Below are 20,751 nucleotides of genomic sequence, written 5' to 3' on the forward strand. Positions count from 1 at the left end.
GCGTTGCGTTGCAAATGCATATACAGTATTGTTATTTATTGTAATTTTCATATTAAACTTTCCTCACCGATTTCTCGGCAAATAGTTTTACTAATTAAATTATACAATATTAAAAAAATATGTCAAGCGTTTTTAAGAAAAAAAATAATTTCTCACATGGATGCAGAAAATTAAAAGAGCAAGAATCTATAATTTCTTAATTATTTAATTTATTATCTTTTACCAAAATGCAAACCTACAGTTATGTCGGCGCCAATAGAATGATGCTGATTTATATTATAGCCTGCAAATAATCTGTTTCTATCATTTTTATCGAAAAACATATATTCGTAATAAATGTCTAATCCTGCAACCAAAGCAATTTTTTCTGTAGCGTAAATTCTATCTTCTGCAAATAAACGAACATAAGGCGAATAAGGAATTTTAGTAGGTCTTCTTATTCCTTCTATAAGCGGAATAAATTTTACGCCTGAAGCTACTCCAAAAGCCAAATCTATTATCGATGCGGGATTTTCATTTATAATAAATTTAATTATTCTTTATATTTGCTTGTTTTCTTTTTACAAATGTTAAATATTATAAAAATTTTATTAATAAAATAGCAATAAAACGATTGATAATAATTTTTCAATATTATATAATATTTATCGTAAATATTTAATTAAAGAATATTAATAAAAAAATAATATAAGGAATAATTATGGCTTCATATCCGCTAGGGATAAATCCTAAAACAGAGAAACAATATAAGGTAATGATAGTGGACGATTCAAGCACAATTCGTATAGCCGAAAAAAAAATACTTTTATCCGAAAATTTTAATGTTATGCTCGAAGCTGACGGAGCAATGACGGCGTTAAAGCAATTAAAAGAATCGCCCGACAGACCCGATATACTTATGATTGATTTTGAAATGCCTCAAATGAATGGAATAGATTTATTAAAAAGAATAAGAGCTTTGAATTATGAAGGCAAAGTTATAGTTGTCACTTCTTATGCAAATAAAGGAATTTTAAGCGAATTTTTAAAACTTAAAATAGACGGATATGTGGTAAAACCCGTTCAAAGACAAACCATTATTCAGCATTTGGCAAAAGTTTTGGGAAGAGACGATTATATAAAGTAATTTCAAAATTGTATTATTCCAAAATTTTAAAAATCTATTAAAATCGTTAATCATGAATAAAAAAATAATGAAATTGCCCGATTCTGTCGCTAATCGTATAGCTGCTGGAGAAGTTATAGAAAGACCCGCTTCTATGCTTAAAGAACTTTTAGAAAACGCTATTGATTCTAAAGCCGATAATATAGAAGTTTCCACTCAAGAATCTGGAATAAAAAGCATGATTGTAGAAGATAACGGAGAGGGAATAAAATTTGAAGAACTTCCTCTTGCAATATCTCATCATGCCACGAGTAAAATTCATTCTATTGAAGATTTGGATTCTATTAATACTTTAGGTTTCAGAGGCGAGGCTTTAGCTTCAATATCGGATGTTACGAATTTAGAAATTATTTCAAAAAATGCAAATGAAAATAACGGAGGCAAAATAATTGTAGAAGGAGGAAAGATAATAGAGCATAAACCCGCAGCCGCTTCTAAAGGCACAAAAATTATAGCGAAAAATCTATTTTTTAATATACCTGCAAGATATAAATTCTTAAAACATACTTCAAGAGAATTTTTTCTTATGAAAGAAGTTTTCGATGCGGAAGCTTTAGTTCAACCTAATATTTCAATGAGATTAACAAATAACGGAAGACTTGCAATATCTTACGCGAAAGCTAAAAGCTTAAAAGATAGAATAGAAAATTATTTAAATGATAACGATATATTTTCAAATCTTATAGAAATAAACATTGAAAAAGAAAATATTTCTATTTACGGTTTATTTTCAAATTCAAAAATTAGTCAATCAATCAAAAAGAATAATTTTATATTTTTAAATAATCGTCCGATTGAAAATAGAGCGATTTCTTTTGCAATAAAAAACGCTTATTCAAACACCATACCAAAAGAAAGATATCCGTTTTATTTTTTATATATAAATATTGATTGCAATAAAGTCGATGTCAATGTTCATCCAAGCAAAAAAGAAGTTAGAATAAAAAACGAAAGAGAAACATCGGCAATGATTTATAACGAAATATTTAATAAAATAAACGAAGGCGCTTATTTTTCTTCTGTAAATATTGAAACCGATATTGAATCGACTCCGATTTTTAAAATTCAAAATGCTGAAAATTACGCTAATCAGTATAACAATTATAATAATACAAAAGAATATTATAATTCTTATCAAATTAAAGAGTTTAGTAAATTCGCACCCGAAAGAGATTTAAGAGAATTCGGAGAATATACGAAAGCGGTTGGACAAATATTTTCTTCGTATATAGTCGCTGAAAGAGGAGAGGAAATGTATATTATAGACCAGCATGCCGCCTATGAAAGATTAAATTACGAAAGAATATATAAAACCTTAACAAAAGGAAAATTAGAATACGAAAAATTATTAGTTCCTTGCGAAATAGAATACAGAGATTACGAAATAGATATTTTAAATAGTCATAAAGAAACTATCGAAGCTATCGGAATAAAATTTGAAACCAATTCAAAAAACAGCATAATAATAGAAGAAGTTCCGATATATATGCCGAAAAATCAAAAAATAGAAAAAATGATTAAAGATATTTTGGATATTTATATTTCAAAAGGCGAAAATAATTCTTTGGAAAAACTTATAAAACATACATGCAGTTCAATCTCTTGCAAATATTCTCCAAAAGCGGGAGATAGACTTTCAAATAGCGATATTCAAATTTTACTTGACTTGCTTGAAAAAGAAAATATTTTAACCAACTGCCCGCATGGACGCCCGTTTGTTTTAAGATTATCGAAAGATTATTTGGATAGAAAATTTTTCAGATAATATTTATTTAAATTATATTTTATTTAGATTATATTTAAATAATAAAAAAATTATTTTGAAGAAGTTTTTATATTTACGAATTTAATTTCAGAATTAACCGCTCCGTCTAAACTTTTATATTTTATAATTTCGGGCAAAGTATATTTTTCAATATTCGTATAAAAAATATCGACATCGTAAATTTTAGATTTTTTATTATAATATTCCGCTTTTTCAATTAATAAATTTTCTTTGTCTATCGTATAAGTTATGCTATAATCTTTATTATCGCCATTTGCTCTTAAAGAAATTTTATATTTTTCGTTTTCTTCTTTTAAACTTTCAAATATAAACTTACTTGAAAAAGAATTAAAATTTTGAGAGTTTCCAACGATTGCGTAAAATCCCGTAGTCTCTAAAACGCCTTCAAATATTTCAAACATATTTTTGTAAAAACTGTCGACATTTTCTAAAATTATAGTAGGCTTTGTTCCTTGAGTAAAAGCGAATTTCAATTTTATTTTATCTTTTGAAGAAGTATAATTTTTTGTAGGTATAGTCGATATTTGCCTTTCAATAATTTTGCCTTCTATATAAGCTTCAAAAGTTTTTGGATATATTGAAGAATATTTTTCTTTCATTTTAGAATATAATTCTTTAAAATCGTTTTTAGGCTCTTCTGAATAAAGACAAATAGGAAATAAAATTATTATAAATATTTTTTTAATTATATTATTCATTTTATTTATAATATATCTTTTAATTTAATTATCAATAGCATATTTTACAATTCTTTTTTAATCGGATTTTATATTATTTCCAAGCTCGCAAATAAATATTGCCGATATTACTAAAATTCCGCCTAATACAAAATTAAAAGTAAGTTTATCGTTCATAAATATAACTCCGCATAAAGCTCCTAAAAAAGCCTCTAAATTTAATAAAATGCTTGTTTTATTTACCGAAACATATTTTTGAGAAACGGTTTGGAGCAAATAAGCGAGTCCCGAACCGCCGATAGCCAAATATAAAAAAGATATTATATCGCCTCTTGAAAGAATTTCTATATTTAACGAAGTTTTTGTAATAAGAGCGAAAGATAAAGATATTATGCCCGCTATTATTAATTGCCAAATTGCCATTAATATTCCGTTTACATATTCTATTATAGCGTCTATCAAAATTAAATGAATTGCAAAAACTACCGCGCATAAAATTGCAAATAAATCTCCAATTTTAACTTCGTTTAATCCGTTTGCTAAAGTGAGAAAATATAAACCGATTATTGTTATTATCGCGGCTACAAACGAAGATATATGCGGACGCTTTTTATAAATAATCCAAGCTAAAAAAGGAACGAATATAACATTTGAACCCGTAAAAAAAGCGACTTTTGAAGCGGTTATAAATTGCGCTCCCATAGTTTGAAAAAAGAAACCAAAAAATAAAGCTATTCCAACGGGAAGCGAAAGCAATATATCTTTTAATTTCGTCATTTTAAAATATCTAAAAAATATTATAGCTAGGAATAATCCGCCGATTAAATTTCTAAAACCGACTAAATAAAAAGGCGGAACTTTTTCAACAACGACTTTTACGGCTACAAAACTATATCCCCAAATTAAAGCCGTTAAAAAAATTCCTAATGTCCCTAACTTTTCTAAAGTTTTTTTATTTTTTTTATTAATCATTTGATTTGATTTTTAATCTATTTTGATTTCTTTTGAATCAATTTAAGTATTTCTTTATCGCCTTTTTCTTTTGCAACTTTATATACTTTTTCACGCCCTTTTTCATCATAATAGTTTAATAATATATCGCAAACTTCTATATGTCCGTATTCCGAAGCCAAATATAAAGCGCTAAATCCGTTTACGGTTTTGTCTTCTATTTGATTTAAAGCGCCGTTATCGAGCAAATATTGAACTATATTAGCTTTGCCATTGTCTGCAGCTATAATTAAGGCTGTTTCTTTATTATTGCTTTTTTTATTTATAATATTCGGAGATAATTTTAATATATATTGAACGATATCCAAATAACCTTTTGCGCATGCAAACATAAAAGCATTCCATCCGTTAACATCTTTTTCATCCAAAACTTTTATATTATCCTGAATCAAATATTTAACCGATTTCAAATTGTCGTATATAATCGCCCACATTAAAGGAGTTATATTATTTGAACTTTTATTTGTTAAAGAATATCCTCTACTTCTTAATAATTCTATAATATCGATATTTCCCATTATTATAGCATGAACCATAGCGCTTCTTCCTATGCTATCCACCGCTTTAATATCCGCTTTTTTATCTAAAAGTTTTTCCGCTATTTCAACCTTTCCTTGAAAAGCCGCATACATTAAAGGCGTTCTATAATCGTCATCCGCTTTATTTATATCGGCTTTATAATTTATTAAAATATCTATTAATTCGTTATTTGAAATTTCGATTGCATAAATTAATGGCGTTTTGCCTTCGTCAGAAACTCCGTTAGGCGAGATACCGTTCATTAATAAATATTCTACGATATGTTTATGTCCCGCAGATGCGGCCATTGCCATCGCTTTTGGAGCTTCTTTTTTTGAATCTGCAAAGAAATATCTTACAATATCTAAAAATCCATTATGAGCTGCAGAAACAAAAGCGCTTGAAAAAACATTTTCTTTTTTATTTCCCAATCTTTGATGAATATAATGAACTAAAGATAAATTGCCGCTTATAGCCGCTATCGTTAAAGAATATCTTGGAATTTTCAAATTTCCTTTATTAATTATATATTCCACTATATCGATATTTCCGCTTGCAATTGCATAAGATAAAACGCTCTCTTCATACATATCTTCATCGTCAAGATTAGCTCCGTTGTCTATTAAAAATTTTACGGCTTCAAAATCGGATTTCTGACAAGCATACATAAGAGGCGTCATACTTATATCGGTTTTAACATTTACATTGGCTTTATTTTCAATAAGCAATTTTATTATATTAAAATAATCTTCCGAACATGCATAATGCAAAGCCGTTTCGCAGTTTACATTGCTTATATTTACATCCGCTCCTCTTTCAATCAATAATTTCGCTATATCAAAATGTCCCCTCGCCGAAGCGTTCATTAAAGGAGTTATAAATAATTTGTCTTGTTTATTAATATCCGCTCCCGCGTCTAAAAGTATTTTTACTATTTCGATATGCCCTAATTTAGCCGCATGAGTTAAAGGAGTAAGTCCCAATACATTAGGCAAATTAATATCTATATTTTTATTTTTTAGTAATATTTTAACTACAGACGCTTTATTATGAGCAGCCGCTTCATGAAGTTCGATTTCTATCTCTCTCATTATTATTCCCTTTTATTAGATTGTTAAAATTACATTATATAATTTTTATTATATAGTATTTATTATAAAACTTCAAATTTTTAAGCGTTAAAAATTATGTTAAATTTATATTTTTTAAATAAATTCTATATTTAATCTTAAAGAAGAAAATATATAGAAGCTATAGAGCAATAAATCGCAGTTCCCGCTATATCGCAAATTGAAGTTAAAACTGGCGCTCCGCTTATCGCAGGGTCGATTTTAAATTTAGTTAAAATAAAAGGCAGAGTAATTCCTATTATGCTTCCTATAAAAACTATACTAAACATTGACATAGCGACTATAGAAGCAATCTCAAGCCCTCCTCTAATTATTCCTAAAATATAACCTCCCAAAGCCATGCTTAATCCTAATATTGACGCGACAATCATTTCTTTTGAAAGCATATAAAACCAATCTTTTAATGTTACATCGCCTACCGCTAAAGAACGAATTACTAAAGTCGCGGATTGACTTCCCGCATTTCCGCCGCTTCCTATTAATAAAGGCAGAAATACTACTAATATTATATGTTTTTGTATAGTCGTTTGAAAAGCGCTAATTATTCCTCCCGAAAATAAATTTACAAAAACCAAAGCCATAAGCCATAATATTCTTTTTTTATATATTACGGTTATCGGCGTGATTTTTAAATTGTCGTCAAATTGATTTATTCCCGCCATTTTGTGAAAATCTTCGCTATATTCTTCTTGAGCGACATCAAATATATCGTCTATAGTTACAATTCCAATCATAGAATGCCTATCGTTTACCACAGCCAAAGAATGCAAATTATATTTCTTTATTATATCAACGGCTTCTTCTCTATCTTCGTAAGCGGATATATAAGGACAATTATTCATTATATCGGATATTAAAGTATTTTTATCCGTAAAGAATAATTTTCTTATCGCTATCGAACCTATTAAAGTTTTTTTAGAATCTAAAACATATATAGTAGTATAAGTTTCGGATTCTTCAATATTGCTTCTCACATATTCAAAAGCTTCTTCAACAGTCCAATCGGGTTTTATCGCTATATATTCTGGCGTCATCATTCTTCCAACGCTTCCTTCGGGATAAGCTAAAAGCCAAGAAGCAATTTCCCTCTCTTCGCTTCCTAATAATTTTAATATTTTTTGAGACATCTCTTCGGGAATAGATTCTAAAAAATATGTTCTATCGTCTGGACTTATATTTTCAAGCAATGCTGCAATATCGCTTTCGCTCATATTTTCTATTATTTTCTGCTGGTCTATAGCCGTTAATTCTGGAAAAACTTTAGTATAATATTCTTTTGGAAGAATGCTAAATATTTTATATTTGTATTCTGACTTTAACGATGTTATTAAATCGGCGGTTTCAACTTCCTGCCATAATATCAATGTGTCTCTTATATCGCCCCACTGTTCTTCTTCTATCAAATCTTCTATTTCTGGCTTCAAAAGTTCTTTAAGCATATTTCACCAACCAAACTATTTTTTGAAGTATATATTAAAGTTTTGTATAAAGCAATATTTATAATTTAAGTTATTATTAAGATTATAGATTAATTAAATAATAATATATGAAAGTATTTATTGATTTTAATTATTTCTATAGTATAATACAAAAATATATAATTCTTTATTTAGGCAAATTTATGAGAATATTAATTTACGAATCGAATACAAAAATAAGAGAAAGCATGATGGCAATATTAATTATGGCAGGTTACGATGTAGTAGCGTTAAGAGAAAAAAAACATATATTGAGAACGCTCGGGAAAAGACCTTTTTCTATAGCCGTTATCGATATTGAAGAAGATGACGGAGAGATGAATAATATAATTGAAGCAATTTATACTGACGACAGATATAAAGGAATTAATATTATCGCTCATATAGACGAAACAAGTAAAGAAATTATGACAAATTTGCTTGAAAAAGGCGCAATCGGTTTTTTATTAAAGCCTTTCAATGAAAAAGATTTTTTGTCAAGATTTAATACAATAATAGATAAAGCGAATTTAAAACCTAAAAAATTAAAATATATGACAACAAAAGATTTTGACAATTCCGAGTTGGTTTTTAGAGACGATAAAAATAACAGAATTCTCCATGCGACATTAACCGAATTATCGGCAGTCGGATTGAAATTTATTCCTAATGATAGCGGTATAAATTTAAGCGGAGTAATTGACAACGCTTCAATATATATAGGACCTTATACTTTAAATTTATCTATAAGCATAATCGATAAAAGCGGAGAAGAATACAGCGGAAATTTCACTTATGTATCTTTATTCAATTTAAAATTAATATGCAAATTGGTTCATGATAAACATTTAGAAAAATTATAAATTAAATATTTTTATTCTTAAAATAATATTTATCTTGATATTTATAAAATAAAATTATTAAAGTTTAATAACGGCAAATACGATAATATATATAGTTGATTGGACTACCCCCCAATAACTATATTTGTAATAAGCCGCTTTGTTCATCCCACAAAAGCGGTTTATTTTTTATTCTCTTCGTTTAAGATTTTATTTATTTTATTCAATTTATTTTTATTCATACTTTTTATTTTAATATTTTGTTTTTTCTCTTCGTTAAAATATTTTTTCAATAATTTATTATTTTCTATAAATAAAGTTTTTATATTTTTAGATTTTGTTTTTATATAATATTCTATTTTCAAAGCCAAATTAATATTTTCAACTTCCCAAACTGAAATATATTTTAAAGGTTTATGCATTTTAGTATAATTCGCTCCCTTTCTTCTTTTATGTTTATCAAATCTCTTTATCAAATCGTTTGTGATTCCCGTATAAAAAGAATCGTTTTCGCATAAAATTATATATACAAAATAATTATTCATTTTCTCTTATATCTTTTATAATTGTATCAATATCAATATAAATATCATTATTATATTTTTCAAATAAAGCACAAATATTTTTATAATCTTCAATCGTGTCTACCGTTGTTCTTAATTCTGGCATTGCTAACTCTTCGCTTACTTTCGGATTTTCAATTTTAAATTTATCCGAGTTTCTATAATGAAATTGAGTAATATGTTCATGCTCGTGCATATATTTTGAATTATCGTTTGCATATTTCAAAGCTTGATAATTTATAACTTCGACTCCGCTGCCATAAGGAAGCGCATCATAATAGCTTAAATCGGCATTATTTTTTATATGATAATCGACAATCATATCCAAAGCTTTCACGCTGACAAGAGGATTATCTCCCGTAGCTCTCACTATAATATCCGCCTTGAATTTTTCAGAGGCTTTAGTATATCTATCTAAAACATCGTTTTCGCTTCCGATAAAATAATCGCATTTTAGTTTTTCAAAAATATTTTTAAATTCATTATAAGATTTTTCTTCAGTTGCCACGACAATATTATGCGCTTTTTTAGAACTTCTTAATCTCTTTATAATAAGCTCAAGCATGGAATCGCAATTTGCCATAGGTTTCAAAGCCTTTTTTGGAAGTCTTGTAGAGCCGATTCTTGAAGCAAGGATAATAATAATTTTTTTCATTTTAAAAATCCTTTTAAAAATTTTAAAATCAATTATAAAAAATAATTTTACGAATTAATAAATGCAAATATATTTTTTCCGTTTATATTTTCTTTTTCTATTAACGCGATTAAATTATTATTTTTATCAATCAAAGCTAAATATTTATTCTTTATATAAGTAAAATCAAAATTCTCAATCATTTTTGTATTTCCGCAAAGAATTTGTTTTATAGTTTTTTCGTTTTCTATAATTTTTTTATCAATATTTTTAAACATATCAAAAAAAGACAATATATTTTTACTTGAAATATTATTTAAATCGCTTGCTTTATCTAAACTAAAATCTCCGATTGCCATTCTAATTAATTCTTTTGTATAAGCAAAATTTCCCGTTATCTCGCCAATATCTCTTATAATCGCTCTTATATAAGTTCCCTTGCTAACCGAAGTTTTAATTTTAAAAAAAGGATAATTATATTCCAATAATTCTATATCGTTTACGCAAACATTGACGCTTTTAATTTCAAAATCAATATTTTCTCTCGCCATATTGTAGGCTCGCTGTCCGTTTATTCTTTTTGCGCTGAAAATCGGCGGTTTTTGAATTATATTTCCGTGAAAATTTTTCTTAATAATATTTTCAAGTTCGGCAAAACTTAAAATATTTTTTTTATCTGCAACTTTTAAAATATTTCCGTTAATATCGTCCGTATCTCTGCTTTCTCCAAAAACTCCAACCGCCATATATTCTTTAGGCATATCGTCAAATAAAAAAAATAATTTCGTATATCTTCCAAAAGCCAAAATTAAAACTCCTTTAGCAAAAGGGTCTAAAGTTCCCACATGTCCAATTTTCTTTTCTTTTAAAATCGGTTTTAATTTTTTTATTACATCAAAAGAAGTTATGCCCGCGGGTTTATTTGCTATTAAAAATCCTTTCATTATCAGCCTTTCATTATTTGAATTGTATTAAAATATATATTGAGCATATTATTGCATAAGCTAGCTATATTCTTATAAATATTTGAGGCTATATCGTTTCCAATAGATTGTTTTAAATTATTGATAGCGTTAATATTATGTTTTATAGCTTCTAATCTAGCTTGATTTAATCGCAGTAAAAAAATATTACTTTTATCAAATTCTTCAATAGTAGTTTCGATGGCGGAATTTAATAAATAATAAACCATTATAAGTTTTTCTTTTTCTTCTAAAGACAAATTAACATTATTTCCAATATACACTTTTGATAATTCTCCGAGTCTATAACTTAATTTATAAATAGAGTTTAAATTATCAAAAAACCAATCTATATTATTTCTTTTTCTCAAATCCGACAAAACATATTTAATATCATGAAATATAGAATAACCCGCGCTTTTATCTTCTCCGCTTATAATATAATAATGCGAACTTATTAATATGTCTTGCAAAGTGTCGAAATCGGTTTTCCATTGCGGGTCTTCTTCGTTTATATTATAATATTTTTTCTTAAAACCGCTCCAATTAATCATAAATCTTTCTATGCTTTGTTTTATATTTCTATTGTCTCTAATATCGAGCAAAGTTTCAATATAAGATTTATCCAAATAAGCCATATCTTCAAGTAAATTATCTTCTTCTTTCTTGCATGAAAATATTAAAAAAGAAATTAAAAACGATAGAAATAATATGTCGGATATTTTAATTTTCAATCATATCTCCGTTTATATTGATTATTTTATAAAACAATGTATTATAAATAAATTATGAAAAAAAACAAGTTGTATTTTATTTCTTTTATTTTTATTAAAATTATTCTATTAATTTTATTTTCCTGCAAAAATAATAATTTGCAAAAAGGAATTTTATATTCAAAATCATCAAGCGATTTAAGTTTTGAAGCGAGCAAAGAAAAAGCGATAAATCAAATATATTTTTATATTGCAAATCAAACGGCAAATTTAATTAACAGAAACGATTATAATATAATAGCTTTCGCATTGAAGGACGATAATTTAATCGATTTTGAAAAAAGAGCTATTATAAAAGAATACAAAAAAGACGATAAATTTTTTACCAAAATAAAAATTAATGACGAAAAATTATATAAAAATGTTGTCGAAAGTTTAGAGAAAATGAAAAAAGAAGGATTTATTGATTCTAAAATTAGGGCGAATGCTTCTATAGAAATTTCTGAAAATGCAAAATTAAACGCTTATACGAGACAAATGTTAACTCAAAACGCTTTAGGCAGAGCTTATGAATCGTTATACAAAATATTGATTGAAAGCGGAATTGACGCAAATAAATCTTCGGAATTGACAAATAAAGCTTATATAATCGAAGAAAGTTATAGCTCAAACGATTATAATGTAGTAATTGAAACTGAAATAAATTAAATCAAATAATAAAATTTAAAAATAAAAATTATAATAAATTTATAGGCAATTCTAAAACTCTAACCGCATTTTCTAAAGCCGCTCTCATAATATCTTCTTTATTTTCTTTTCGCGCTTCGGCTAAAACTTCAACAGTATAAGGTATAAAAGAAGGTTCGTTTGCGCGTCCTCTTACTTTTTGCGGCGTTAAATAAGGAGCGTCCGTTTCTATAGTAAACATATCTTTTGGAACATATTTTGCAGCTTCTCTTATAAAATCGTTTTTAAGATAAGTCACCGCTCCCGAAAAAGAAAGAGTGTAGCCCAAATCCAATGCGATTTTAGCCTCTTCGACATTTCCGCTGAAACAATGGAATAATCCTCTTTTTGGAATATCGGCTTCTTTTAAGATTTGAAATGTGTCTTTAAACGCATCTCTGCTATGAATCAAAATTGGCAATTCCACTCTTTTTGCAACTTCGCATAAACTACTAAAAAATTCTCTCTGCTCTTTTTTATTTTCCGAATTGTGATAATAATCGAGTCCAATCTCTCCGACAGCGTAAACGGATTTTTTCTTTAATTTATTTTTATTCAAAGTTTTTATTTTTAATTCAAACGCTTTTATAGTATGCTCGTTATTTTCTTTCGCATAATCGGGATAATATCCTATGCTTAAAAAGACTCCTTCCGCTTCTGACAATATAAACATTCTCTCGTCTATATCGCTTGGATGAACTCCGATATCGACAAAATATAATATTCCAGATTGATTCGCTCTTTGTATAACTTCTATTAACTCTTTACTCTTTTTTGATATTAATGTTAGATGGCAATGGCTGTCTATCATTTTTACTCCAAATTATTTTTAATTTTTATTCTTTTAAATTATCGCCCGAAAGAACATGAAAATGAACATGAAAAACAGATTGTCCCGCACCCTTTCCGCAATTATTTATTATTCTAAAAGACGATAAATTTTTCTCTTTAGCGACTTTTTTTATAGTTTCAAAAATTTTATTTATATAAAATTCTTCCGTTTTCATAATATCTTTAAAATGTTTTTTAGGAACAACCAATAAATGAACTTTCGCCTTCGGATGCAAATCTGCAAATACAACGCAATATTCATTTTCTTTTATAAATTTTGAAGGAATTTCTCCGTTTATTATTTTACAAAAAATGCAGTCTTTATCGTAATTATTATTTTGCATAATATTTTCCTTTAATTAAGAATTTATAATTTTAGTATAGTATAAATTAGAATTAAAAATTAATCTATAGTTTATTTATTTGAATTTAATTGTTTCGTTATATAAAAATAAATTTCTATAAATACAAATAATACAAATCATTTGACAATTTTTTAATAAAAAATATAATTAATTACAATTAATTTAAGGAGATTTTTTAAATATGGCGAAAACCATTAAATGTAAATCTTGCAAATCGATAAACGATAAATATGCCAAAAAATGCTCTTTCTGTGGAGCGGTTTTATATCCCGAAATATCTCGCAAAAACGCCGAATTAATAACTATAATTTTAGATATAATTTTTTCTTTTATTTATTTATTTGCAATATTTCTTTTTATAAAAAATGCAAATAATAATCAAACTCCGAAATATATTAATCTTTTGCCCGCTGCAAATAGTCTTCCTTATTTTTTAATAATATTATTATTTTTATGTTTTGCCACGACAAAAATACTTTATATATTAAATATATTCGTAATGAAAAATAATCTTTTTTTAACAATAAGAAGAATAAGCATGTTTATAGAAGCGATTACAATGTTTCCTATTCAAACTATACTCGCTTTATATTTTTACGAACCCGCTACAAAAGAAAATAAAAAAAAAACTTAATCCAAATTATTTATATATTCTTTTAATTTAATAGCGTCATTATAATCGTTATCGATTGATAAAGCTTTATTGATATTTTCTAAAGCTAATTTTTTATCTCCCAAATCGCCGTATATTGAAGCTATATTATAATATATTAATTTGTTATTATCGTCTATTTCTTTTGCTTTTTCTAAATATCTAATCGCCATATTATTGCTATTTTTCTTTCTGTAGCATGAAGCTATATTGCATAAAACATAAACATTATTTTTTTCGTAAATAAAATTTAAATCATGAAATAAAGAAAGCGCTTTATCGTAATCGCCTTTCTTATAATAAATGCATCCGAGCAGATTAGCGATTGTGTTTATTTGTCTTGCATTATAAATATAATTCGTGTAATTTAAAGATATATCGTATTCTCCCCATTGATAAGACTTAAAAGCTATATAAATATATCTTGAATAATCTTTTCTTACCGTTTTAATATTGTCGTTAATTTCAATAGCTTTATTAAAATATTCCGTTCTGTTCGTTTCGTCCATTATTCCCATATATTCGTAAACAAAAGGATTATCATTTTTAATATTTATAAATCTATTAAAATATTCTAAAGAGTCTTCGTATAAATTATTTTTCATGCATAAAAAACCTACGATATATAAAGCCTCTAAATTTTCAGGTTCGTTTTCCAATATAGTTTTATAATAATTTTTTGCTTCTTCAAAATTTTTATCTTTAATGCATTTTTCTGCAAGTTTTGATAAAGATTTTATATCGTTATTATTTTCGCTCATTTTAAACTCTCTTAATTTTTTACTCTAATTTATTTTATAAAATTTTTTCATCATATTATTTCTATAGTCGGAAAAATTATCATTTTCTATAGAAAGTCTTAAATCATGCATAAATCTTTGCATAAATCTAATATTATGAATAGTCATTAAAATTGAAAAAAGAATTTCATGCGTTTTATCCAAATGATTTAAATATGCTTTTGAAAAATTTTTACAAGTATAACAATCGCATTCTTTCTCTAAAACGGCATCGTCCATTCTGTATTTTGAATTTCTTATTCTTATAATTCCATCCATAGTAAAAGCCTCTCCGTTTCTTGCGTTTCGAGTAGGCATTACGCAATCGAACATATCTATTCCTTCCATAACCGAATTTAAAATATCTCTTGGTTCGCTCACGCCCATTAAATATCTTGGTTTTTCTTTATTTGTATAAGGCATAACTTTTGATAAAACTTCATGCATTTTTTCGGGAGTTTCGCCAACCGAAAGCCCGCCGATTGCATAAAAAGGAAAATTCATTTCAGTTAAAGTTTCCGCGCTTATTTTTCTTAAATCGTCAAACATTCCGCCTTGAATTATTCCTCCTAAATATTGCCATTCTCTATTTTGAGAATTATCATGATATTCTTTGCATTCTTTTGCCCATTTATGAGTTCGCTCCATAGCTTCTTTAACATATTTATAACCCTCGTCATGTTTTGAGCATTCGTCAAGGCACATTATAAAATCAGCTCCGATTATATGTTCCGCTTCAATTACAGATTTTGGAGTAAAAAAATATTTAGTTCCGTCTATATGAGAATTAAATTCCACTCCGTTATCGTTTATATTTCTTAATTTTGCCAAAGAAAAAACTTGAAATCCGCCCGAATCGGTTAGCATAGCTCCTTTCCAAGCCATAAATTTTTTAACTCCGCCGAATTTTTTTATAACTTCTAAACTAGGTTTAAGAATCAAATGATAAGTATTTGCAAGTATTATTTTACTTTCGCTCTCTTCTATCATAGCGGGAGTTAATGCCTTTACTGTAGCTTTAGTTCCAACGGGCATAAAAACGGGAGTGTCTATTTCAATTCCATTAATTTCTATTTTTCCAAGTCTTGCTAAAGTAGAAGAAGACGATTTTAAAACCTTAAAAGAAAAAGACATATTAAACCTTTTATTAAATATTTAATTTAAAATTAAGATACATTTTATATAAAAATTAATAAATATCAAATCTTTATTTTTTATAATTGTTTATATTAATCAAATAAAAAAAGCCCAAGTTTAAAACTTGAGCTTTAAATATATTTAAATTATTTAACTTATTTTAATTTATATAATCCCTGCTATCCTTCCCGCTATTTGATAGAATACAAAACTTACAATCCAAGCCACAGCGAGAGTATAAACTACAATAAACGGTATCCATTTATTGCCAATCTCCGCTCCCATAACTCCGATTGCCGCAAAGCAAGGGAAATAAAGCAAAACGAATAACATTAAAGTATATGCTTTTATCCAATGATTAAATACGGGGTCGTTTTGGAGAGATTCCTCTAAAGTTGAAGTGTCTTCTTCGTCAAACTCTATAGCCTTAATTTGTGCTATAGTTGAAACCAAGACTTCTTTAGCCGCGCCTCCCGCAACCAAAGCTATTCCTATTCTCCAATCGAATCCTAAAGGTTTCATAACAGGTTCAACGAATTTTCCTATTTGTCCTCCGTAGGTTTTTTCTAAAGTTTCAGCCGATAATAATCTTTCGTATTCCGTATTAATAACTTCTTCGTCTTCAATATCTAATCCTTGTTCGGACGCTATAGAAATCGCTTGTTCTCTTAATGAAACTTCTTCCTGTTCGTTTGGCTCATATTGAGGGAAAGTCATAAGCGCCCATATTATTACTGACGCTGCAAATACATAAGTTCCCGCTTTCTTTATATACATCCAACCTCTATCAAACATATGCCTTAAAATAGCTTTCGCTCTTGGCACTCTATAAGGAGGAAGTTCCATAACAAAAGGAGTTTCTTCTCCCTTAAATAAAGCTTTTCTCAATACAAACGCCACTATAAAGCCGATTATAACGCCGATTATATAGATACTAAACATAACCGTAGGAGCATTATTTGGAAAGAAAGCCGCCGTAAATAAAACGAATACGGGAACTCTTGCGCCACAACTCATAAATGTAGTTATTAAAACGGTTACTATTCTGTCTTTTTTATTTCTCAAAGTTCTTGCCGCCATTGTCGCGGGAATGCTACAACCGAAACCTAAAAATAAAGGAATAAACGATTGCCCATGCAAACCCAATCTATGCATCACTTTATCCATTAAAAAAGCCGCTCTTGCCATATAACCGCAATCTTCTAAAAATGAAATTCCTACAAACAATATAAGCACTAAAGGGAAGAATGACAAAATCGCTCCAACGCCTCCTATAATTCCGTCAACAACCAAAGACTGAATTAAACTTCCTTCTGGCAATAATCCTCCGACTGCATCGGATAATAAACCGAGTCCGCTTTCTATCCATCCTTGAGGATAAGCGCCGAGAGTAAATGTGGCGTAAAATATTAGCCAAATAACCGCTAAAAATATAGGAATTCCAAGCCATTTATTTAAGAATACCACATCCGCCGCTTCTGTAAAATTAAACGCTCTTATATTGTCTTTTTTAACCGCCTCTTGCAAAGCTCCTCTTATATAAGAATATCTTTTATCCGCCATAATCGAATCTGATTTTGCATTTTCGGAAGATTCTAATTTTATTATTTCTTTATTAACCGTTTCTATTACCTCTCCGCCGTTTGAGCATTCTCTTCTTATCGAATGAATCGCTCTTTCGTCTTTTTCCAAAGTTTTAATAGCAAGCCATCTTTTATGCAAATCGCTTAAATCTCCTTGCATATTGTCGGTTATCGTTTTAATCGATTTTTCTACCGTCTCGCCGTATTGCATCGCCGCGTCTTTATCCAATTTATTTCCCGATTTATACATATCTTCTATTTTATCTAAAATTAGTAAAACGCTTTCGTATTTGCTTCCGTAAATTTTTAAAACGGGCAATTTTAAAAGTTCTGTAAGAGATTTTTCATTTATTTTGATTCCGTCTTTTTCGGCAAACTCATACATATTAAGAACGCATACAATAGGAATTCCTAATTCAATAAGTTGTAAAGTCAAATAAAGATTTCTTTCTAAATTCGTAGCGTCTATAACATCGATTATAAAATCGGGCTTCTCGTTTAATAAAACATCGCAGGCAACAACTTCATCTTGAGAGTAAGCGCTTAAACTATAAACTCCTGGCAAGTCAATCAAATCGTAAGTATAGCCGTTATAAACCATATCTTTTTCTCTTCTTTCGACTGTAACGCCTGGATAATTTGCGACTTTATAATTTGCTCCTGTAAGAGCGTTGAATATTGTTGTTTTTCCGCAGTTTGGATTTCCCGCTATAGCCACTTTTAATTTTGTGTTATTTGAAGGAACTTTAGTTTTTTTGTAAATATCTTCTCTGTTTTCAATTAAATTAGAATCTAATTCTAATTTTTCTTTTTTCGTATCGGAAGATTTTAAAATTCTATCTTTTTTAATTTCTACCTCCGATTTTGAAACTTCGATTCCTTTAGCTTCGGAATTTCTTAAAGATATTTCATAGTCCATTATATGAACTTCAATCGGGTCTCCGAGTGGCGCTTTTCTGACAATCCATCCTTTAGCTCCTGGCGTAAAACCCATCTCGATAATCCTTTGCCTAATTTCTCCTTCGGTGGCGACTTTATCTACCACAAAACCTTCTTCTATTTCTAGTTCGGTTAACTTCATAATATACTCCTTGTTATTAAATTGTTTGTATATTCTAACACAAAGTAAGATATTTGTCAATAGTTTAAATTAAAAAAATTAAAATTTTTAAAAGTCGAAATTTTATTTATTTGTCTTTATTGGGACAAGATATGTAAAATCAAATTTTAATTCCTGGTCGTATCTTCCGCCAACTTTATTATCTTCGGTTAAAAATAATCCGTTATTTAAAGCCAAAGTTAGAGATATTCCATTTTCAAATACAAATTCTCTTTTAATATTTAATCCAAAATAAAAAGGAACTCTATAAAAAGGGTCGCCCTCAACACTTATAAATTGATGTTTTCTATTTATATAAAAGAATGAAACAAAAGCGATAGGCTCTATTTCAAACCAATTAAGAACGGGAATATTTCCTCTTAAAAATAATCCATGTCCGAATTTCGTTACATTATTATCTCTGTCGGGTATATTATAAGACATCATATAAAGTATAGATAATTGTTTGCTATTAATTCCTACCGCTCCCGTATAATTTTCAGTAATTGCAGGCGTTCCCGCAACAAGAGGATATTCATGTCCTCCATTATGCCAATAATGAAGAGCAATATAAGGCGTCCATAGATTTATAAAATCTAACCAATAAATTACTCCGACATCAAATCTTTCTCTATGTTTAGCGTTATGTTGTATTTGCCAATTCATATATAATTCGCCTCTTCCTCCCGCCTTAAACCATTCAAAAGAAGCGCCGTATTCGTAAAATCCATGAGTAAAAGGCTCGTCATATTTATAGCTTTCTGGTCCTTTAGCTATTAAAGTATTATCGGGAGTCGACCTAACTACGGGCGTCATATCTATTAAAGGGTCTCTTATTGGCGCAGGTAAATTATGTCCGCCCGTAAGAGTTCCCATTCTGAAAGATACATATTCATTTGAAATTTGCATTGTAACTATAGGAAAAAATCTTATTCCTTTTGGCAATTCTGAAGTAAAAGGAAAAAATACGGAAACGCCAATTTTCAAATTTATCAAATCGTTAAATTGTATATCAAAATCGCCCGCCGTAAAATTTTCAAAATATGTTAAAGTTGTTCTCGTATATTCCCAACAAGTATTTTCTCCGTTATATGCGTATGAACTTGTAAATAATCTAAAATCTACTGTCGTATCGCAGTATAATTGAATTACTACGCTCATATATGAAATAATTAAAATAATTATGCGTTTCATAATAAATCCTATTAAATTATTGAAAAATGTAAAAATTATTATATCATATTTTATAAAAAAATAAATTATAATATTTTATTAATTTCGGTTTATACTGTTATAATATTTATAAAGAGTTAATAATTTTAAATTTTTTGTTGACTTTTTATAAAAAATTACTAAATTATAAATAGAGAAATTTCAAAGAATTTGGAGAGTATTATGGCGCGTAATATAATAGACGGATACAGAAAAATTGAAGGCAATTATCCGACTTACAGAGAATATTTAATTCATTTTTATTGTAAAGACTGCTTTAATTTTTGGGCTGTTGACGAAAAAGAAATTAATATATCGGAAAATGATGATTTGAGCCAAATTGACGATATTATAGAGGATTCGGTTTCAAATTGTCCTATATGCGGCTCTACAAATATAACAAGAAGTTATAATAATAGTTAATTAGTTTTTATATTAATTAATTCTATAATCTCTTTAGAGTCAATATCTTTTGCGATAGTTAGGGCGGTTTTATCTTCTTCGTTTATTATAGATAAATCCGCTCCTCTTTCTATAAGAAATTTAGCGGCTTTTATATTATTATTTTTCAAAGCTATTATTAAAGAACTGTCTCCTCTAATATCTATGTCGTTAATATTCGCTCCGTTTTTAAGCAAATAATCTATTATTTCAGTCGCTCCGTCTTCTGCGGCATACATTAAAGGAGTTTTATTGCCAAAATCTTTTGAGTTGATATTTATTCCCGAGTTTAAAAATTCTCTAATCTTTCTTAAATCGCCGTATAAACAAGCCGTATGTATATTGCTTGAATTGTCTATTCTTATATTCTTAAACATTTTTTTTAATATGGGCAATGAAATTATTATTACGAATATAATAACTATTATTAAAGTATTTAAGCTCATAATTTTTTAAACTCTCTAAAA

General features: G+C 28.0%; 22 protein-coding genes. 6 read left to right on the top strand and 16 right to left on the bottom strand.

What is annotated here, in order from left to right:
* Positions 1–212 precede the first annotated feature (212 nt).
* Positions 213–491: a hypothetical protein gene (locus EPJ79_RS09490; protein WP_147739310.1), complete on the bottom strand. Its 279-nt coding sequence runs from the start codon at positions 489–491 to the stop codon at positions 213–215.
* Between the two features lie 209 nt (positions 492–700).
* On the opposite strand from EPJ79_RS09490, the gene EPJ79_RS09495 reads away from it, so the two are divergent.
* On the top strand, positions 701–1,126 hold the full coding sequence (locus EPJ79_RS09495) for a response regulator (RefSeq protein ID WP_021957982.1): 426 nt from the start codon (positions 701–703) through the stop codon (positions 1,124–1,126).
* Between the two features lie 52 nt (positions 1,127–1,178).
* Positions 1,179–2,930 carry a DNA mismatch repair endonuclease MutL gene (gene mutL, locus EPJ79_RS09500; RefSeq protein WP_147739311.1) on the top strand — a complete coding sequence of 584 codons (1,752 nt, stop codon included), beginning with the start codon at positions 1,179–1,181 and terminating at the stop codon, positions 2,928–2,930.
* A 50-nt stretch (positions 2,931–2,980) separates the two neighbouring features.
* Here mutL and EPJ79_RS09505 read toward each other — a convergent pair whose 3' ends face one another.
* From EPJ79_RS09505 to mgtE, 4 genes are all read right to left on the bottom strand, one after another.
* Positions 2,981–3,649 carry a LolA-like protein gene (locus EPJ79_RS09505; protein ID WP_147739312.1) on the bottom strand — a complete coding sequence of 223 codons (669 nt, stop codon included), beginning with the start codon at positions 3,647–3,649 and terminating at the stop codon, positions 2,981–2,983.
* Positions 3,650–3,706: 57 nt separating this feature from the next.
* Entirely contained in the window at positions 3,707–4,600 is an 894-nt protein-coding gene (locus EPJ79_RS09510) for a DMT family transporter (protein ID WP_147739313.1), read from the bottom strand.
* A gap of 17 nt (positions 4,601–4,617) precedes the next feature.
* Positions 4,618–6,249: an ankyrin repeat domain-containing protein gene (locus tag EPJ79_RS09515; protein WP_147739314.1), complete on the bottom strand. Its 1,632-nt coding sequence runs from the start codon at positions 6,247–6,249 to the stop codon at positions 4,618–4,620.
* 137 nt (positions 6,250–6,386) lie between these two features.
* Positions 6,387–7,727 carry a magnesium transporter gene (gene mgtE, locus EPJ79_RS09520; RefSeq protein WP_147739315.1) on the bottom strand — a complete coding sequence of 447 codons (1,341 nt, stop codon included), beginning with the start codon at positions 7,725–7,727 and terminating at the stop codon, positions 6,387–6,389.
* A gap of 182 nt (positions 7,728–7,909) precedes the next feature.
* On the opposite strand from mgtE, the gene EPJ79_RS09525 reads away from it, so the two are divergent.
* Complete coding sequence (locus EPJ79_RS09525; protein WP_147739316.1) at positions 7,910–8,608, top strand: response regulator; 699 nt, start codon at positions 7,910–7,912, stop codon at positions 8,606–8,608.
* A gap of 161 nt (positions 8,609–8,769) precedes the next feature.
* On the opposite strand, the gene EPJ79_RS09530 is transcribed toward EPJ79_RS09525, so the two are convergent.
* Genes EPJ79_RS09530 through EPJ79_RS09545 form a run of 4 tightly spaced genes read right to left on the bottom strand, consistent with a single transcriptional unit; the run spans position 8,770 to position 11,480 of the window.
* Positions 8,770–9,132, bottom strand: coding sequence for a GIY-YIG nuclease family protein (locus EPJ79_RS09530; protein WP_147739317.1), 363 nt, complete (start codon positions 9,130–9,132; stop codon positions 8,770–8,772).
* Positions 9,125–9,805 (bottom strand): cytidylyltransferase domain-containing protein, encoded by a 681-nt coding sequence (locus EPJ79_RS09535; RefSeq protein WP_147739318.1) that lies wholly within the window; start codon positions 9,803–9,805, stop codon positions 9,125–9,127. Before EPJ79_RS09535 ends, EPJ79_RS09530 begins: the two co-directional genes overlap by 8 nt.
* Positions 9,806–9,852: 47 nt before the next feature.
* Positions 9,853–10,728 carry a tRNA pseudouridine(55) synthase TruB gene (gene truB / locus EPJ79_RS09540; protein WP_147739319.1) on the bottom strand — a complete coding sequence of 292 codons (876 nt, stop codon included), beginning with the start codon at positions 10,726–10,728 and terminating at the stop codon, positions 9,853–9,855.
* Positions 10,729–10,730: 2 nt separating this feature from the next.
* Positions 10,731–11,480 carry a hypothetical protein gene (locus tag EPJ79_RS09545; RefSeq protein ID WP_147739320.1) on the bottom strand — a complete coding sequence of 250 codons (750 nt, stop codon included), beginning with the start codon at positions 11,478–11,480 and terminating at the stop codon, positions 10,731–10,733.
* A 54-nt stretch (positions 11,481–11,534) separates the two neighbouring features.
* Between EPJ79_RS09545 and EPJ79_RS09550 the strand changes: the two genes are divergently transcribed.
* Positions 11,535–12,167, top strand: a complete 633-nt coding sequence (locus EPJ79_RS09550; RefSeq protein ID WP_147739321.1) for a hypothetical protein — start codon at positions 11,535–11,537, stop codon at positions 12,165–12,167.
* Between the two features lie 28 nt (positions 12,168–12,195).
* On the opposite strand, the gene EPJ79_RS09555 is transcribed toward EPJ79_RS09550, so the two are convergent.
* Complete coding sequence (locus EPJ79_RS09555; protein WP_147739322.1) at positions 12,196–12,996, bottom strand: TatD family hydrolase; 801 nt, start codon at positions 12,994–12,996, stop codon at positions 12,196–12,198.
* 25 nt (positions 12,997–13,021) lie between these two features.
* On the bottom strand, positions 13,022–13,360 hold the full coding sequence (locus tag EPJ79_RS09560) for an HIT domain-containing protein (protein WP_147739323.1): 339 nt from the start codon (positions 13,358–13,360) through the stop codon (positions 13,022–13,024).
* A 202-nt stretch (positions 13,361–13,562) separates the two neighbouring features.
* Here EPJ79_RS09560 and EPJ79_RS09565 point away from each other — a divergent pair, with 202 nt between their 5' ends.
* A complete protein-coding gene (locus tag EPJ79_RS09565) occupies positions 13,563–14,015 on the top strand; it encodes a hypothetical protein (protein WP_147739324.1) in 453 nt (150 codons plus the stop codon).
* On the opposite strand, the gene EPJ79_RS09570 is transcribed toward EPJ79_RS09565, so the two are convergent.
* From EPJ79_RS09570 to EPJ79_RS09585, 4 genes are all read right to left on the bottom strand, one after another.
* Positions 14,012–14,794: a tetratricopeptide repeat protein gene (locus EPJ79_RS09570; RefSeq protein WP_147739325.1), complete on the bottom strand. Its 783-nt coding sequence runs from the start codon at positions 14,792–14,794 to the stop codon at positions 14,012–14,014. The two genes, EPJ79_RS09565 and EPJ79_RS09570, sit on opposite strands and share 4 nt — an antisense overlap.
* Before the next feature lie 24 nt (positions 14,795–14,818).
* Positions 14,819–15,946 carry a tRNA guanosine(34) transglycosylase Tgt gene (gene tgt, locus EPJ79_RS09575; protein WP_147739326.1) on the bottom strand — a complete coding sequence of 376 codons (1,128 nt, stop codon included), beginning with the start codon at positions 15,944–15,946 and terminating at the stop codon, positions 14,819–14,821.
* Positions 15,947–16,114: 168 nt separating this feature from the next.
* Positions 16,115–18,613 (bottom strand): ferrous iron transport protein B, encoded by a 2,499-nt coding sequence (feoB, locus tag EPJ79_RS09580; protein WP_147739327.1) that lies wholly within the window; start codon positions 18,611–18,613, stop codon positions 16,115–16,117.
* Between the two features lie 102 nt (positions 18,614–18,715).
* Complete coding sequence (locus EPJ79_RS09585) at positions 18,716–19,825, bottom strand: hypothetical protein (protein WP_147739328.1); 1,110 nt, start codon at positions 19,823–19,825, stop codon at positions 18,716–18,718.
* 201 nt (positions 19,826–20,026) lie between these two features.
* Here EPJ79_RS09585 and EPJ79_RS09590 point away from each other — a divergent pair, with 201 nt between their 5' ends.
* Entirely contained in the window at positions 20,027–20,266 is a 240-nt protein-coding gene (locus EPJ79_RS09590; protein WP_021957566.1) for a hypothetical protein, read from the top strand.
* Here the strand turns inward: EPJ79_RS09590 and EPJ79_RS09595 are convergent.
* Entirely contained in the window at positions 20,263–20,661 is a 399-nt protein-coding gene (locus tag EPJ79_RS09595; protein WP_244289098.1) for an ankyrin repeat domain-containing protein, read from the bottom strand. The two genes, EPJ79_RS09590 and EPJ79_RS09595, sit on opposite strands and share 4 nt — an antisense overlap.
* Positions 20,662–20,751 lie beyond the last annotated feature (90 nt).

Source organism: Brachyspira aalborgi (assembly GCF_008016455.1).
GTDB lineage: Bacteria > Spirochaetota > Brachyspiria > Brachyspirales > Brachyspiraceae > Brachyspira > Brachyspira aalborgi.

Bases quoted from the DNA above. Each gene is read 5' to 3' on its own strand.
- EPJ79_RS09495 (WP_021957982.1), top strand. From the start codon at position 701: ATGGCTTCATATCCGCTAGGGATAAATCCTAAAACAGAGAAACAATAT.
- mutL (WP_147739311.1), top strand. From the start codon at position 1,179: ATGAATAAAAAAATAATGAAATTGCCCGATTCTGTCGCTAATCGTATA.
- EPJ79_RS09505 (WP_147739312.1), bottom strand. From the start codon at position 3,649: ATGAATAATATAATTAAAAAAATATTTATAATAATTTTATTTCCTATT.
- EPJ79_RS09510 (WP_147739313.1), bottom strand. From the start codon at position 4,600: ATGATTAATAAAAAAAATAAAAAAACTTTAGAAAAGTTAGGGACATTA.
- EPJ79_RS09515 (WP_147739314.1), bottom strand. From the start codon at position 6,249: ATGAGAGAGATAGAAATCGAACTTCATGAAGCGGCTGCTCATAATAAA.
- mgtE (WP_147739315.1), bottom strand. From the start codon at position 7,727: ATGCTTAAAGAACTTTTGAAGCCAGAAATAGAAGATTTGATAGAAGAA.
- EPJ79_RS09525 (WP_147739316.1), top strand. From the start codon at position 7,910: ATGAGAATATTAATTTACGAATCGAATACAAAAATAAGAGAAAGCATG.
- EPJ79_RS09530 (WP_147739317.1), bottom strand. From the start codon at position 9,132: ATGAATAATTATTTTGTATATATAATTTTATGCGAAAACGATTCTTTT.
- EPJ79_RS09535 (WP_147739318.1), bottom strand. From the start codon at position 9,805: ATGAAAAAAATTATTATTATCCTTGCTTCAAGAATCGGCTCTACAAGA.
- truB (WP_147739319.1), bottom strand. From the start codon at position 10,728: ATGAAAGGATTTTTAATAGCAAATAAACCCGCGGGCATAACTTCTTTT.
- EPJ79_RS09550 (WP_147739321.1), top strand. From the start codon at position 11,535: ATGAAAAAAAACAAGTTGTATTTTATTTCTTTTATTTTTATTAAAATT.
- EPJ79_RS09555 (WP_147739322.1), bottom strand. From the start codon at position 12,996: ATGATAGACAGCCATTGCCATCTAACATTAATATCAAAAAAGAGTAAA.
- EPJ79_RS09560 (WP_147739323.1), bottom strand. From the start codon at position 13,360: ATGCAAAATAATAATTACGATAAAGACTGCATTTTTTGTAAAATAATA.
- EPJ79_RS09565 (WP_147739324.1), top strand. From the start codon at position 13,563: ATGGCGAAAACCATTAAATGTAAATCTTGCAAATCGATAAACGATAAA.
- EPJ79_RS09570 (WP_147739325.1), bottom strand. From the start codon at position 14,794: ATGAGCGAAAATAATAACGATATAAAATCTTTATCAAAACTTGCAGAA.
- tgt (WP_147739326.1), bottom strand. From the start codon at position 15,946: ATGTCTTTTTCTTTTAAGGTTTTAAAATCGTCTTCTTCTACTTTAGCA.
- feoB (WP_147739327.1), bottom strand. From the start codon at position 18,613: ATGAAGTTAACCGAACTAGAAATAGAAGAAGGTTTTGTGGTAGATAAA.
- EPJ79_RS09585 (WP_147739328.1), bottom strand. From the start codon at position 19,825: ATGAAACGCATAATTATTTTAATTATTTCATATATGAGCGTAGTAATT.
- EPJ79_RS09590 (WP_021957566.1), top strand. From the start codon at position 20,027: ATGGCGCGTAATATAATAGACGGATACAGAAAAATTGAAGGCAATTAT.
- EPJ79_RS09595 (WP_244289098.1), bottom strand. From the start codon at position 20,661: ATGTTTAAGAATATAAGAATAGACAATTCAAGCAATATACATACGGCT.